The 11,902-nt window shown below is 44.9% G+C and carries 14 protein-coding genes; 7 read left to right on the forward strand and 7 right to left on the reverse strand.

Annotated features, from left to right (window positions below; translation table 11 throughout):
* Positions 1-3: 3 nt before the first annotated feature.
* Entirely contained in the window at positions 4-321 is a 318-nt protein-coding gene (locus OCU14_RS00335) for a hypothetical protein (RefSeq protein ID WP_057879152.1), read from the reverse strand.
* A 323-nt stretch (positions 322-644) separates the two neighbouring features.
* Between OCU14_RS00335 and mscL the strand changes: the two genes are divergently transcribed.
* The 5 genes from mscL (at position 645) to OCU14_RS00360 (ending at position 3,703) form a co-directional block, all read left to right on the forward strand.
* Positions 645-1,016, forward strand: coding sequence for a large-conductance mechanosensitive channel protein MscL (mscL, locus tag OCU14_RS00340; protein WP_057878809.1), 372 nt, complete (start codon positions 645-647; stop codon positions 1,014-1,016).
* A gap of 281 nt (positions 1,017-1,297) precedes the next feature.
* Positions 1,298-1,969 (forward strand): sunset domain-containing protein, encoded by a 672-nt coding sequence (locus tag OCU14_RS00345; protein WP_261809273.1) that lies wholly within the window; start codon positions 1,298-1,300, stop codon positions 1,967-1,969.
* Positions 1,969-2,811, forward strand: coding sequence for a DNA/RNA non-specific endonuclease (locus OCU14_RS00350; RefSeq protein WP_261809274.1), 843 nt, complete (start codon positions 1,969-1,971; stop codon positions 2,809-2,811). The genes OCU14_RS00345 and OCU14_RS00350 overlap by 1 nt, the downstream gene beginning before the upstream one ends.
* Positions 2,812-2,874: 63 nt before the next feature.
* Positions 2,875-3,129, forward strand: coding sequence for a hypothetical protein (locus tag OCU14_RS00355; protein WP_261809275.1), 255 nt, complete (start codon positions 2,875-2,877; stop codon positions 3,127-3,129).
* Positions 3,130-3,340: 211 nt separating this feature from the next.
* Positions 3,341-3,703 (forward strand): hypothetical protein, encoded by a 363-nt coding sequence (locus OCU14_RS00360; protein WP_261809276.1) that lies wholly within the window; start codon positions 3,341-3,343, stop codon positions 3,701-3,703.
* An 83-nt stretch (positions 3,704-3,786) separates the two neighbouring features.
* Here the strand turns inward: OCU14_RS00360 and OCU14_RS00365 are convergent, their stop codons facing one another.
* Complete coding sequence (locus OCU14_RS00365) at positions 3,787-4,044, reverse strand: MarR family winged helix-turn-helix transcriptional regulator (RefSeq protein WP_261809277.1); 258 nt, start codon at positions 4,042-4,044, stop codon at positions 3,787-3,789.
* A 417-nt stretch (positions 4,045-4,461) separates the two neighbouring features.
* On the opposite strand from OCU14_RS00365, the gene OCU14_RS00370 reads away from it, so the two are divergent.
* Positions 4,462-5,049 (forward strand): hypothetical protein, encoded by a 588-nt coding sequence (locus OCU14_RS00370; protein WP_261809278.1) that lies wholly within the window; start codon positions 4,462-4,464, stop codon positions 5,047-5,049.
* A gap of 149 nt (positions 5,050-5,198) precedes the next feature.
* On the forward strand, positions 5,199-6,017 hold the full coding sequence (locus OCU14_RS00375) for an SHOCT domain-containing protein (protein WP_261809279.1): 819 nt from the start codon (positions 5,199-5,201) through the stop codon (positions 6,015-6,017).
* Positions 6,018-6,571: 554 nt separating this feature from the next.
* Here OCU14_RS00375 and OCU14_RS00380 read toward each other — a convergent pair.
* The 5 genes from OCU14_RS00380 to dltC all read right to left on the reverse strand — a co-directional run bounded on the left by OCU14_RS00380 (position 6,572) and on the right by dltC (position 11,892).
* The gene (locus OCU14_RS00380; RefSeq protein ID WP_261809280.1) at positions 6,572-7,123 is read right to left on the reverse strand and encodes a KwaA family protein; all 552 of its coding nucleotides are present in this window, start codon (positions 7,121-7,123) and stop codon (positions 6,572-6,574) included.
* A gap of 14 nt (positions 7,124-7,137) precedes the next feature.
* Complete coding sequence (locus OCU14_RS00385; protein ID WP_261809281.1) at positions 7,138-8,100, reverse strand: Kiwa anti-phage protein KwaB-like domain-containing protein; 963 nt, start codon at positions 8,098-8,100, stop codon at positions 7,138-7,140.
* Positions 8,101-8,394: 294 nt separating this feature from the next.
* The gene (gene lepA, locus OCU14_RS00390; RefSeq protein ID WP_261809282.1) at positions 8,395-10,227 is read right to left on the reverse strand and encodes a translation elongation factor 4; all 1,833 of its coding nucleotides are present in this window, start codon (positions 10,225-10,227) and stop codon (positions 8,395-8,397) included.
* A gap of 138 nt (positions 10,228-10,365) precedes the next feature.
* Positions 10,366-11,655, reverse strand: a complete 1,290-nt coding sequence (gene dltD, locus OCU14_RS00395; RefSeq protein ID WP_261809283.1) for a D-alanyl-lipoteichoic acid biosynthesis protein DltD — start codon at positions 11,653-11,655, stop codon at positions 10,366-10,368.
* 3 nt (positions 11,656-11,658) lie between these two features.
* Positions 11,659-11,892 (reverse strand): D-alanine--poly(phosphoribitol) ligase subunit DltC, encoded by a 234-nt coding sequence (dltC, locus tag OCU14_RS00400; RefSeq protein ID WP_057879157.1) that lies wholly within the window; start codon positions 11,890-11,892, stop codon positions 11,659-11,661.
* Positions 11,893-11,902: the final 10 nt, after the last annotated feature.

The following is an 11,902-nucleotide window of genomic DNA, read 5'->3' on the forward strand; positions in this document are numbered from 1 at the left end:
GCTTTAGATCTTTTCGGCATCGGTCGGATTTTCAGCGTCCTTGTGATCCCGCTGGGCTAGACGTGTTTCTAAGTAATCTAACATATCCGCCTCATTTTGGAATACACGCGGATGCTTCTGTTTGTGCAGCCGCAAATCAATTTCGTTAATTCGCTGCCGTCCGGTCCACGTATGCCCATAACGAATGATTACCCGGTTATTGAGCGAATCTCGACCAAATTTGAAGACATACACACTTTCGGGTGCCATCAACGGCCGAATATACGACTTTTCGTAACGATAGTTATGTTGCCGTAAGAATTGCTTGGTTCGACTCAGCATGGTAATCACCTCCTAATGACTATTTACTCGTTCCTCATTTCAATCGCCCAAAACTCGAGTCGGATTAAAATGTATCAATAATTGATAATAGTTGATTTTACTAACGATTGCAAGCGAAACGGCGTAGAAAACGGTAATTTATGCTGGCCGATTTCAAAAAACGTGATCTCACTCTGAAACCACTTACATTTTACCATAGTTTCGGATGGGCTTCTATCAAAAGTCTTGTCTCCCAGCGGGCTAACCGCCGCGTATTGGTTGCAATTTATAATAAGATCGTTAAAAATATAAATAAGAACTAATTTTGTGAAGGAGGAGTCATTTTGCTTAAAGAATTTAAGGAATTTATCGCTCGAGGAAACGTCATGGACCTAGCCGTTGGGGTCATTGTCGGGGCTGCCTTTACCGCCATCGTGAATTCCCTGGTGGATAACCTCATCAACCCCTTGCTGGGCATCTTCATTGGTAGCATTGATTTCTCCGACCTGGTCTTCAGTGTCGGCAAGGCCCACTTCAAGTATGGGGCTTTCATTAACTCGATTATTAACTTCCTAATTATTGCCTTCGTCGTCTTCCTCTTAATCAAATTGATTAATAAGCTCGTGGCCAAGAAGCCTGAGCCAGAGGTGGATACCACCACGCCAGAGGAACGCTACCTCAAGGAAATCGTCGACCTGCTCAAGGAAAAAGATTAGCACGACCGTGAGAGTGTGACAAAAGGCGGTTAGTCAATGAGTATTAACGTCGATAGATAAATGATCCCGGTCTTGGATTGTTTGTCTATCGGGGTTAAGCGGAGTTGACTGCCTTTTGTCACACGTTTCGACTATAGATATTCGGAGCGCAAGTAAGGGCCTGAGACTTTTGTCTCAGGCCCTTACTACGCCATAACTGTCCTATTATTTTCTCATTGTCCTCAATTTAACGAAAAAGTCAGACTTTAGGTTGCGTATCCCCACCGCTTCTCTTAAAATTAGTGAGGCGGCTTAATTATCTGTGGGGCTTAACTGCCGCACCAAAGCCGAAAATCACGAGATCAAAGGAGGTCAGTGTCATTATATTCCTATTAATTTGTATCCTACTGGGCGGTTATGGCGTCTGGTGGGCCTTCTTCAAGACCACGAAACGTCACTGGATCATTGGCATCCTCGGGGTGCTGGTCATTCTGTTGGGATTCGGCGGTCTAGGGAGCACGGGCGACTCAGCTGCACCCAAGACCAAAACCATTAAGGTCGGTACCGCCCGCCTAGCCAAGGCGCAGGCCGAGTCCAGCCGTCTAGCCGATTCAGCGAGTCAACAGTCCAAGGCGAGTGCGGCCCTGGATGACCAGAGCAGCTCGCTGGCTGCTTCCGCTTCATCAGTAGCCAAAGCCAAGAAGGCTAGCCAGAAACAAGCTGCAAGTGAAGCCGCCAGCGCCCGTAAGGCCGAAACGGCGACCAGTCAAGCAGCAGCGACTAGTGCCAGTTCCCATAAAACCCACCGGGGTAATCTGAACACCAGTCAACGCGGCAAAATCATTGGCAATCGGAATTCCAAAATTTACCACACCGCGGACCAGGCTGGTTACCGCATGAATAGTCAAAACGCGGTGTACTTCCAGACCGAAGCTCAGGCCCAGGCCGCTGGCTATAGAAAGGCGCGTCGCTAATGTCAAAGAAATTTCGAATCACGCTATACATACTCACGGGTCTCACCCTCTTACTTGGGGGTTGTGGCTCCCAGCAGGCCAGCCATTCTACGGCTAGCTCAACCAAGATCGTCCGCGACCACGGTCCAGAAAAGAAAGCCATTAAGCTTGAAAAGGCAAATGCCGCGGAAAAGAAGCGCCTCGACCGCGAACAGACCCGCTTGAATCAGCAACAGGCCGCCTTGAAAAAGGAAGCCCACCACAAGAAAGCTAAGAAGTCCGCTAAAACAAACCTCTCCACTCTGTCCTACAATGGCCAACAGGAGATCACGATTGATGGGAATAACCCCCACTTCAGTCGTCAACAACTGTCAACGGCTAAGGGGGCTTGGCAAACCTACCACAACTTAGACGGCTTGAATCGGGTAACCGGTGCGGCTGCCCTCTTGAACCAATCCCTGATGCCTAAGAATAAGCGTGAAGCCTTAACGGTGGACCCGACTGGTTGGCACAACAAGCGCACGGCTCATGGCTGGCTCTACAATCGGAGCCATCTGATCGGTTACCAATTTACCGGACAAAATAACAATATGAAGAATCTCATGACTGGGACCCGAACACTGAACAATCCCAGCATGCTGCATAACGAAATGGACGTCGCAACCTACCTCAAGGCCAGTCGTAAAAATTACGTCCGCTACACCGTGACGCCAATCTTCAAGGGCAACGAGCTCGTCGCCCGCGGCGTTCAAATGCGCGCTCAGTCCATTGGCAGTAATGCCGTGCGCTTCAACGTCTATATCTTTAACATTGAACCCGGCTATCACATTGATTATGGCACCGGGTATAGTCGCGCTAGCTAAGCCGTGTGTCCAATGGCTGACGACGTAAAAAGCTGTCAATTTTTAGTTCCAGGGAGGATACATATGAAAGTCTTACGACGGACACTGTCGGTCGTGGCGGTTGCCTTCACTCTTGGGAGTGTCGCCGAACCCCTCGCCGCCCCAGTCACCATCGCTCAAGCACGTTCTTCACGCGTATGGATTGCCCCCTACCAGGGTAAAAAGTACCATTATTCAAAAGGATGCCGCGGTTTGCGCCGGGCACGTAAGGTCAAGCGCGTCACGCTCAAGTGGGCCAAGAAACACCACTACAAGCGTTGCCGTATCAACGGCTGTTAGCCGTGCAAAGGAGCCTGAATCTTAGGCTCCTTTTGTTTTGCGCGCGATTACCGTTGAAGGCCGTCATCACGCCGTTTAGCCGCATTCACGAAAGCGTCACTACTTATTTTTCAGAAAAATGCTATACTATGTAAAGACACGATTTCTTAAGGTTCACATAATTATCCGATAAGTTTTCACAAATTTACGTGGGAATAAAGAGGTCGAAAGAATGAAAGTAGAAGATAGAACGTTTACGAAGGTCGATTGGGAACGCGCACAGAAGGCCGTTTTCGAAGAATATGACCGTTTCGTTAAGCAACTGCATGCCAAGGGCGTGGATTACACGGTCCAACAAGCCCGCCGCATCGTGATTTATCAAGACTTGGTAGACGAGTGGAAACACACGGTGCCCACCCTTATAGCGGATCTTGAAGACAACGATCTTGCCTTGACCGTCTTCAAGGACCTTGCCAAGGATAAAGTCAGCCATGTCTTACAGCGCTGTGCCAAGAAGATGGAGATCTGGCCGGATTATATTCCGTCCCCACTCACTATCTGGTTGGAGCTCGCTGAAGACGCCGAACGCGAATAAACCCAGCGTAGAACAAGACACTTTGTTCTACGCTTTTTTGATCGAAAGAAAACGCCGACCTCATCACCAAGGTCGACGTTTCTTTATTTAGCCACCTGGACCGGATCGGCCTGCCAGGTGATGAGTCCAAAATGTTCGAGTCGCGTCAGAATATGATCGAGTTCCTTGGGCGTTACCGCCAGCTGTTCCCCAATCGCTTTGAACGTAATCTCTTGGTCCGGGTTGACTGCGATATCTAGCAGGACCTGTAGGAGTCCCAAATCCGTGTCATCAAGTTGATCAATGACCTCGTGCAACCGCTGACTGAACCCCCGAATGCCATTCTTAAAAGCAAATTCCATCCCCATTACCCCCTGTAATCATCAAGTGTCTCAGTAATTGGAGCTAGCTTACCACGTCTCTCAGGAGATCGGTTGTACGGCCACTGCCAATGATAAAGCGATTTATAAACTAACTCCCCTTGACTGGATCAGTATTCTTTTTGCTCGATTAAAACTAATCGTTGTATAATGAATATGCTGACTAATTATCGAGATAATTTATCACGAAGGCCGACAACTAGCTGTTTGCCCGATTTGCCTGATTGTCTCTGGTAATTACGGGATTTTCTCAACCACTTTGGCTGTCGGATACGCAATCATTATCGTCTTTTAACCAGTAAAAGAGGCGTTTTGAAAAAAAGGTATACTGATCCGTGGAGAACCAAGACGTCCAAAACTGATGACGTTAAAAGCTGTACATATTCCGGGAGGAAACACATGAAAAAACAAACGTTTATCATGACTGCCATGGCATTGGCCGCATTCGGTGTGGTTGGATCAACGACCACCGCACACGCTGCCAGTCATTGGAAGGCAGCACAATGGGTTGATCTGACCAAGACGGTCAAGGTCGATAAGATTCAAAATTCGACGGCGAAGAAGCTCAAGACTTACACCATTAAATCTGGAACTCGCTACAAGATGAGCCACTGGACGGGTGTGACACGTTGGGTTGTTCAGTCCGGTCGCTTCAATTCTGGTAAGAAGTATACCTACGCCGTTCGCAAGGGTGGTAACAACACGAGCTGGTTCAAGATGACCAAGTACCTGCCATTCCATGGCTACCGCATCGCAACTGAATTCACGATGGATAAGGTCAATACTTTTTACTCCAAGGATCAAGATAGTTCGATCCTTTCCGACTTCAAACCTACCCAATATAAAAAGGTCATCTTTGACAATGATTTGAAAGCCTTCAATCCCAAGCATCACCAATGGGATTGGGAACATGGAGATTACATCACGACTTACAAGTACAAGAAGGGTTCTTGGCATTATATTAGTAGCCGGAACTACACTCTCTAATTTTGGCAAAACACCACTCGATTAAATGAGTGGTGTTTTTTTCTTCCCTGACCTCAGTTATCGGTCGGGGCTTCTTGTTATTTTAAAAGTTATCGTTGTATAATTGTGGTTATTATCACTAAACCTAGGAGCAAGGATGCGTATTTAAGATGGCACTATTCGGAAATTGTAGCATTTGTAGCAAGAAATTAAAATTCTGGACCATGAACTATTTGGTGGACGGCCGGCTTTGCGGCGATTGTTGCAAGAAGGTTGGTCTGACCGAAGACATCGATCATCTAACCGACGTTGCTGGCACTTACACCGTGCAAGAAATTAAAACTTTAATCGATAATCACCAAAAAATTGATATCAATCATCAGGAAGCTCAACAAGCGGCCTCTACCGAGCCAACACAGGACGACCTTATTGCCAATCTCAAGCTTTACCAAGAAGCAACCGTCATGGCAGCTTATAAGATTGCGGTTAAATCTGGCATTGATTGGTCTTCTGTCGTGATTGCCCTGAGGGGGACCAACAAGGAATTTCTCATTGCCACCAACGATCAAGTTGCCATTATCAAGACTGGCTTTATGACTGGTCATACCTTAGGAAGTGGCGTCTTCAGAATGCCCTACAGCAATATTACCAACGCTCAGGTCGACTACCATATGTTAAGCGGCTACTTTGAAATTGCGGCCGGTGGGGTTCAAAACACCGCTAAAAATTACTGGTCCACTGGTTCCGACTCCCCACAGGAATCACCCAACACCATCACCCTAACTGGGGACGCCTTACGCCAGCACTTTCTTCAAGCGGCCGACTTAATTAATAGCTATGTCGCCTTGTCCCATCAACCACAGGCCGCTGTGGCAAGTCCTACGCAAGATCCCGTTGATGAGATTCGTAAGTTTAAAGGACTCTTGGATGATGGGATTATTACTCAGGAAGAGTTTGATACTAAGAAGAAGCAGTTGCTGGGGCTGTAACCAATTAGAGTAATTGGTTTCAAGCAAAATCACCTGTGTCTTTATGTGTTACATTTTTCATCCACATACAAACCACTTTCAAGTCTCTTTACACCAAAAATATCTAAGCATTCTAATTTCATTACTATGTTTCGATTCTGGCCCCTTAAAAAAGACAAGTCATTTTATCCTGAATAGTGGCTAGAAATGCTTTATAACAGTTGGATTATTTTGAAATTTACTTGAAACGCCCCCCAAAATTTCATTTTTTCACATTTGTAAAACGTATGAATATAACGATTGGGGCATCTTTTGCGGCGAATCTTAGTTATTAATTCAGATCTAGCATTGCCCATAAACATACTGATAGCAGTATTGCTTCGAAGGATCTAAGTATTAAACTCGTAACAGAAAAAATGTCGTTGACTGATTTAAGGATCAAATCTTAATGAAAGCAGAGGCTTGAACCCTAAAAACTATAAGGTTCAAGCCCCTATTACATAACATTGCTATCTATTGACTCCGTCAATTACGCTTCCGAGATTACACCCTTTTAATGTCAAATACTTGGAACCCTAATCAACAGGTTTAATTAAGAAAACGTCTGACACAATAACCTTCTTTTTGACAACAATGTTATTATCTTTCATTTGTTTCAACTTGTCGGCAGATATTCTCGTAATTATTGTTGCTCTTCCATCCCCAGTGCTAACAAAAACCCTGTAACCAGCCAAACCAAGAATTGGATTTAAATATTCTAGGTCATACCGAACGTAAAGCGATGCAATTAAAGAAAAAAGTAACAAATTAGAAATAACACTAGGTAAATTTCGTAAATCGAGAGTCATGAATGGAATTAGATAAGTAACTATATAGCTCACAATATTGTCGCCTATCAGTTTATAATTATCATTTAATTCTACCTCTCGAGTACCTCTAAAAAAAATCATCCGAAGATTGGTAACCGTAGCTAGAATCATCAAAAAAATCATCAAGAATAAAAAAACAACAACTGACCATTTAGTCATATTAGAAAGACAATAGTTAAATTGATTAATTAACAACATAAGGTAAAGCGGCGCAAAAGAAGCATTAAACATCATAATTTTTGAGAAGTAGTCTTTCAATTATCCTGTCCCCCCTACATGCTAGGGTCTATTCCACTTCTATGCCCAATAATCGATTCATATGGGGCATCTGCAATTAATGTAATTAATTCTCTTTTTGTTTTTTTTGAAAAAAGTAGCTTTCCGTTTGTATCAAACTCGACCACACTGAACTTTTTAAACTCCGGGTCTTTAGACTCAATGACTTTTTTTACTCTTTTGTAATTTTCCTCAAAATACTTGATTCTTCTACTATCGCGAGCTAGCTTAGTTAATCTGCGCGCAGAAACAGTGTCATCCTCAACGTCTGCCGACATGTCTTCAGGATTAGAAATAAATACGGCAGTCTGTGGCCTATCAATAAACTTTACAGCCTCTTGCTTGTAAAACTTATCTAGTTCAAAAATCCTTTCAAACAAATTTGTTGTACCTAAAATCAATATATCATCGTTCATTTGAAGAAAGGAGATTTTGGTGTTGAATCCAAAAACCGGCTTTGTTAATCCAGTAAGTTTACCATCATGTAAATTAGCTAAAAAACCGTTTCTCTTAACCTTATTAACAACACCAAAGTTGCTAAAAAAGTGAAGCTTCCCGCTGGGCAAACTTAATTCAGCACAATACCCGATAAAATCATCAATTTTCAAATCATTAAAATCAGTGTATGCCTCATCTGTTAATTTACTGGGTAAAGGCTTAATCGTGTTAAATTCTGATGTCTTTAAACTATAAAACTTTTTCTTACTCTGAGTAGTGATATCAAAATGTTCAACTTCTTTATTGCGATACCGTTTGTTTCGGAATTGATTAACAAATATTTCTAATAACTTTTTTTGAACCGATTCTTTAGGCAAGTCAGGTGTATAAACTTGAATAGAGGAATCTGCTTGATCAGTAAATAAAAACAATGACACTTTAGAAAAATAATTATCTTCTTGTAGAATTTGAATACTTTCCTTAGTAATTTTCTCCAAATTAATCGAACTATTTTGAGACATAGGTGTCACCCCTGATAACTAATTTATTACCTCAATAATATCACAAATAACAAATTAAAACGGATGATGGTAAATTAGCAGTGCCTTGTAGTTACATCTTACCAGAACATGTGTTCGCTTTCAAGTATTAAATACCTTTAACTATAAAATAAGAGTAACCATCTAAAATATCCCCGTAAATAATGCAGTCTTTTTAATTTTTTCATTCCATACATTAAGAGAAAGAAAGCGCCACATATTCAGTAAAATACAGCTACTGAATGTGTGGCACTAATTCTGTTATATCAACGTTTCTTACTTAGTTTCATCCTCATCAGTCTTCAAAACAGCCATGAACGCTTCCTGCGGGATATCAACCTTCCCAACAGCCTTCATTCGTTTCTTTCCGACCTTTTGCTTTTCGAGCAGCTTCATCCGACGAGTCCGGTCACCCCCGTAGAGGTGGGCGGTAACGTCCTTCCGGTAAGCCTTGATTGTGGTTCTAGCAATAATCTTGGCCCCAATCGCAGCTTGCACGGGAATTTCGAAGTTTTGGCGAGGGATGATCTTCTTCAACCGTGAGGCAATCTCACGGCCTCGTTGTGGGGCGAAGGAACGGTGCGCAATGAAGCTCAACGCATCGACCTTATCCCCATTCAGGAGAATATCAATCTTGACCAGGTCGGCTTCTGCATAGCCATTCGTTTCGTAATCCAGGGAGGCATAGCCCCGCGTGCTGGACTTCAACTTATCGAAGAAATCAAAGATGATTTCCGACAATGGCATATTATACAGAATATTAACCCGGTATTCATCCAGGTATTCCATTGTTAAGAACTGACCCCGACGATGTTGGCACAGCTCCATGATCGCCCCGACATATTCGTTAGGTGCCATGATCGTGGCCTTGACGATTGGTTCTTCAATCCGTTTGATCGAGGACGCCTCAGGCATTTCTGCGGGGTTCTCGACTTCCTTCATTGACCCATCCGTCAGATAAGCGTGGTAGGTTACGGATGGTGCCGTTGTAATCAGTTCAAGATTGAATTCACGTTCCAAACGTTCCTGCACGACATCCATATGCAACATCCCCAAGAACCCACAACGGAAACCAAAGCCCAATGCTTGTGAGGATTCAGGTTCAAATTCCAAGGCAGCATCGTTTAACTTCAACTTTTCCAACGCTTCACGCAGGTCGGTCAGCTTGGCATTATCCGTGGGATACAGCCCGGCATAAACCATTGGAGCCATTTCACGATAACCTGGTAAGGCTTTTTCCGCTGGATTATCGGCATCCGTCACGGTATCCCCAACTCGGGTATCCGTAATATCCTTGATGCTGGCAGTAATGTAACCCACATCCCCAGCAATCAGGTATTCCCGTGAGATTGGTTTGGGCGAGTTCACCCCAACTTCGGTCACTTCATAGACACTTCCGGAGTTCATCAATTGAATCTTATCGCCTGGTTGAACGGTTCCTTCGAAGACCCGGACACTCAGCACAACCCCACGATAATCATCGTAGACGGAATCAAAGACCAAGGCCTTTAATGGCGCATCCAAATCACCGGTTGGTGCCGGCACCTTGTCGACAATCTGTTCCAACAGTTCCGGAATCCCGATCCCCTGCTTGGCACTGGCCAAGACAGCATCGGAGGCATCCAGCCCAATGACATCTTCAATTTCGGTCTTAACCTTCTCTGGGTCAGCGGAAGGCAAATCAATCTTATTGATAACCGGGACGATTTCCAAATCGTCATCGAGTGCCAGATAAACATTGGCTAACGTCTGCGCTTCGACCCCTTGCGCGGCATCCACGACCAGAATGGCCCCTTCACAGGCCGCCAGGCTCCGTGAGACCTCATAGGAGAAGTCCACGTGTCCTGGGGTATCAATCAGGTGAAACTCATAGTCATGGCCGTCCTTGGCGTGATACGTCAATTCTACGGCATTTAACTTGATCGTAATCCCACGTTCTCGTTCGAGATCCATGTTATCCAACACTTGATCTTGCATGTCTCGCTTGGAAATCGTATCCGTCAATTCCAGAATACGGTCCGCGAGCGTCGACTTCCCGTGGTCAATGTGCGCCACAATGGAGAAGTTGCGAATGTATTTTTGATGGTTTTTTAATTTCTCAAGATCCATGTTGATTTCCTACTTTCCTATAACACCATGTCCCAACAATTATACCAACCATCCGCGGCAAGTACAAACTAAAAGGAACCCAGCCACTATGGGAACCGTAAAAAAGGCTCGGAACAAATTGTCCCGAACCTTCTTCATTTATTTCGTCGTCTGTTCGTACTGGCTCAGTTGAGAAGGTCCCAACTGTTGCCAAGTCTTCGAATAGAACTTATCACTAATATCATACTTAGGTTGTGCTTGTTTTTGACTGAGGAACGGGTTAACCCGTTGGTCAATCGCCAACCAGCCCCGCCATCCGGGGTGAATCGTATCCGTCATGAAGTACGGGACGTTCCCCTTATCACTCAAGTCGACAATGTTATGGAAACCTTGGGACTCAAGCTGGTAGCGAATCTTCTGGTCAAACTGCCGCAACATCGCTGGCGATAACCCCGTGTACTCCTGCCACTTCTGGTTAATTGGTGGGATGATGAAGAGCACGTTGGTATTCAACCGAGCAAACTGATCCAAACAGAGTTGGAAATCACTGTATTCCGGTGACTTCAAGTAAGAGAGGTTCTTCTGGAAGTTCTTCAGTTTCCCCTTCTTCAACTCCTGCTTGAGACCATGATTGTAGAATTGATCGCTGATGTGGAAGCTATTATTACCAGTCTGCGCTTTACCGATGCGGCCTGCGAGTGAATCCAGCGCCGAGTAAGAATAATGAGTGGGTAACTTCTGGGCTTGCTGGTTAACTCGAGCTAAGTTTCGCGATGGTAAATTGATTCCAGAGAAGAATTGGTCTTCCTGGGTCAGCATATTCTTCCGTGATTGCAGGTAGAAGCGTTGGTAACCGGTTAAGGTCTTCCCAGCGGCGACCTGCTGTAAAGCCGTATTGATGAAGTGATCGGACTTGGCTGCGGGCATTTGAAGCAACCGCTTAGCAGCGTACTGATCAATTGCATCGTGACGGTAGTGGCTCAACCATTCACTCGTTTGCAGTTGTGAGTAGTAGAACCCAAAGGCATCCTTACGCGTCCCACCCTTAACGAACCATTGTGGCGAAATGAAGAAGACTGCCTTCTTGTTTCGTAACTGGCTCTGGATGTTTTGCATCACAAAGAACTGTGTCAACGACTGTGTGCCCCGGGCACCCAAGAGAAACGGCCGGTAATCCCGGTGATACTTCTGGGCGAGCACGGAAGGATGCATCGGGTCGATTCGTGACCATTCTGATGACCCAAAGAACGGCACGTAGCCATCGCCGAGCGCTGCTTCCTTAACGTGCTTCCCCCGTAAAATGTTGGGTGACAGTGAAACCGCAGCCTGCCGTTCCTTGGCCGCACTCATGTGCTTAAAGCCAAAGGTAACCGGCGAAACCAATACCGCGAAAACTAGAATAGCCGCGAGAATTAACGGACCAAAGATCCGTAGTAGTCGCTTGGCCATAAATTAAGCCAGACTTTCTGCTTTCGCAATAATCTTGTTGGGCGTGTCCCACTCTGACCGCTCAAATTCAGAAACTGGCACGTTAATGCCCAAGTCACTTTGGAGTTGTAATAATAATTGAACGGAACCCATGGAGTCTAATAAACCACTGTCGAATAAATTATCGTCCATGGCCCCACTAACATCGTTCCCCGTTAAGTCGCTTAAAATTTGTAAAACCGTTGCTTTGATATCCATTATAATTTCC

The organism is Levilactobacillus humaensis (assembly GCF_024345185.1).
Lineage (GTDB): Bacteria > Bacillota > Bacilli > Lactobacillales > Lactobacillaceae > Levilactobacillus > Levilactobacillus humaensis.

What these genes read in the sequence shown, in the direction of transcription:
- OCU14_RS00355 (WP_261809275.1), top strand. Translation starts at nt 2,875, where the DNA reads ATGAAAGTCTTACGACGGACACTGTCGGTCGTGGCGGTTGCCTTCACT.
- dltD (WP_261809283.1), bottom strand. Translation starts at nt 11,655, where the DNA reads ATGGCCAAGCGACTACTACGGATCTTTGGTCCGTTAATTCTCGCGGCT.
- OCU14_RS00375 (WP_261809279.1), top strand. Translation starts at nt 5,199, where the DNA reads ATGGCACTATTCGGAAATTGTAGCATTTGTAGCAAGAAATTAAAATTC.
- OCU14_RS00365 (WP_261809277.1), bottom strand. Translation starts at nt 4,044, where the DNA reads ATGGAATTTGCTTTTAAGAATGGCATTCGGGGGTTCAGTCAGCGGTTG.
- OCU14_RS00335 (WP_057879152.1), bottom strand. Translation starts at nt 321, where the DNA reads ATGCTGAGTCGAACCAAGCAATTCTTACGGCAACATAACTATCGTTAC.
- dltC (WP_057879157.1), bottom strand. Translation starts at nt 11,892, where the DNA reads ATGGATATCAAAGCAACGGTTTTACAAATTTTAAGCGACTTAACGGGG.
- OCU14_RS00360 (WP_261809276.1), top strand. Translation starts at nt 3,341, where the DNA reads ATGAAAGTAGAAGATAGAACGTTTACGAAGGTCGATTGGGAACGCGCA.
- OCU14_RS00385 (WP_261809281.1), bottom strand. Translation starts at nt 8,100, where the DNA reads ATGTCTCAAAATAGTTCGATTAATTTGGAGAAAATTACTAAGGAAAGT.
- OCU14_RS00370 (WP_261809278.1), top strand. Translation starts at nt 4,462, where the DNA reads ATGAAAAAACAAACGTTTATCATGACTGCCATGGCATTGGCCGCATTC.
- OCU14_RS00350 (WP_261809274.1), top strand. Translation starts at nt 1,969, where the DNA reads ATGTCAAAGAAATTTCGAATCACGCTATACATACTCACGGGTCTCACC.
- lepA (WP_261809282.1), bottom strand. Translation starts at nt 10,227, where the DNA reads ATGGATCTTGAGAAATTAAAAAACCATCAAAAATACATTCGCAACTTC.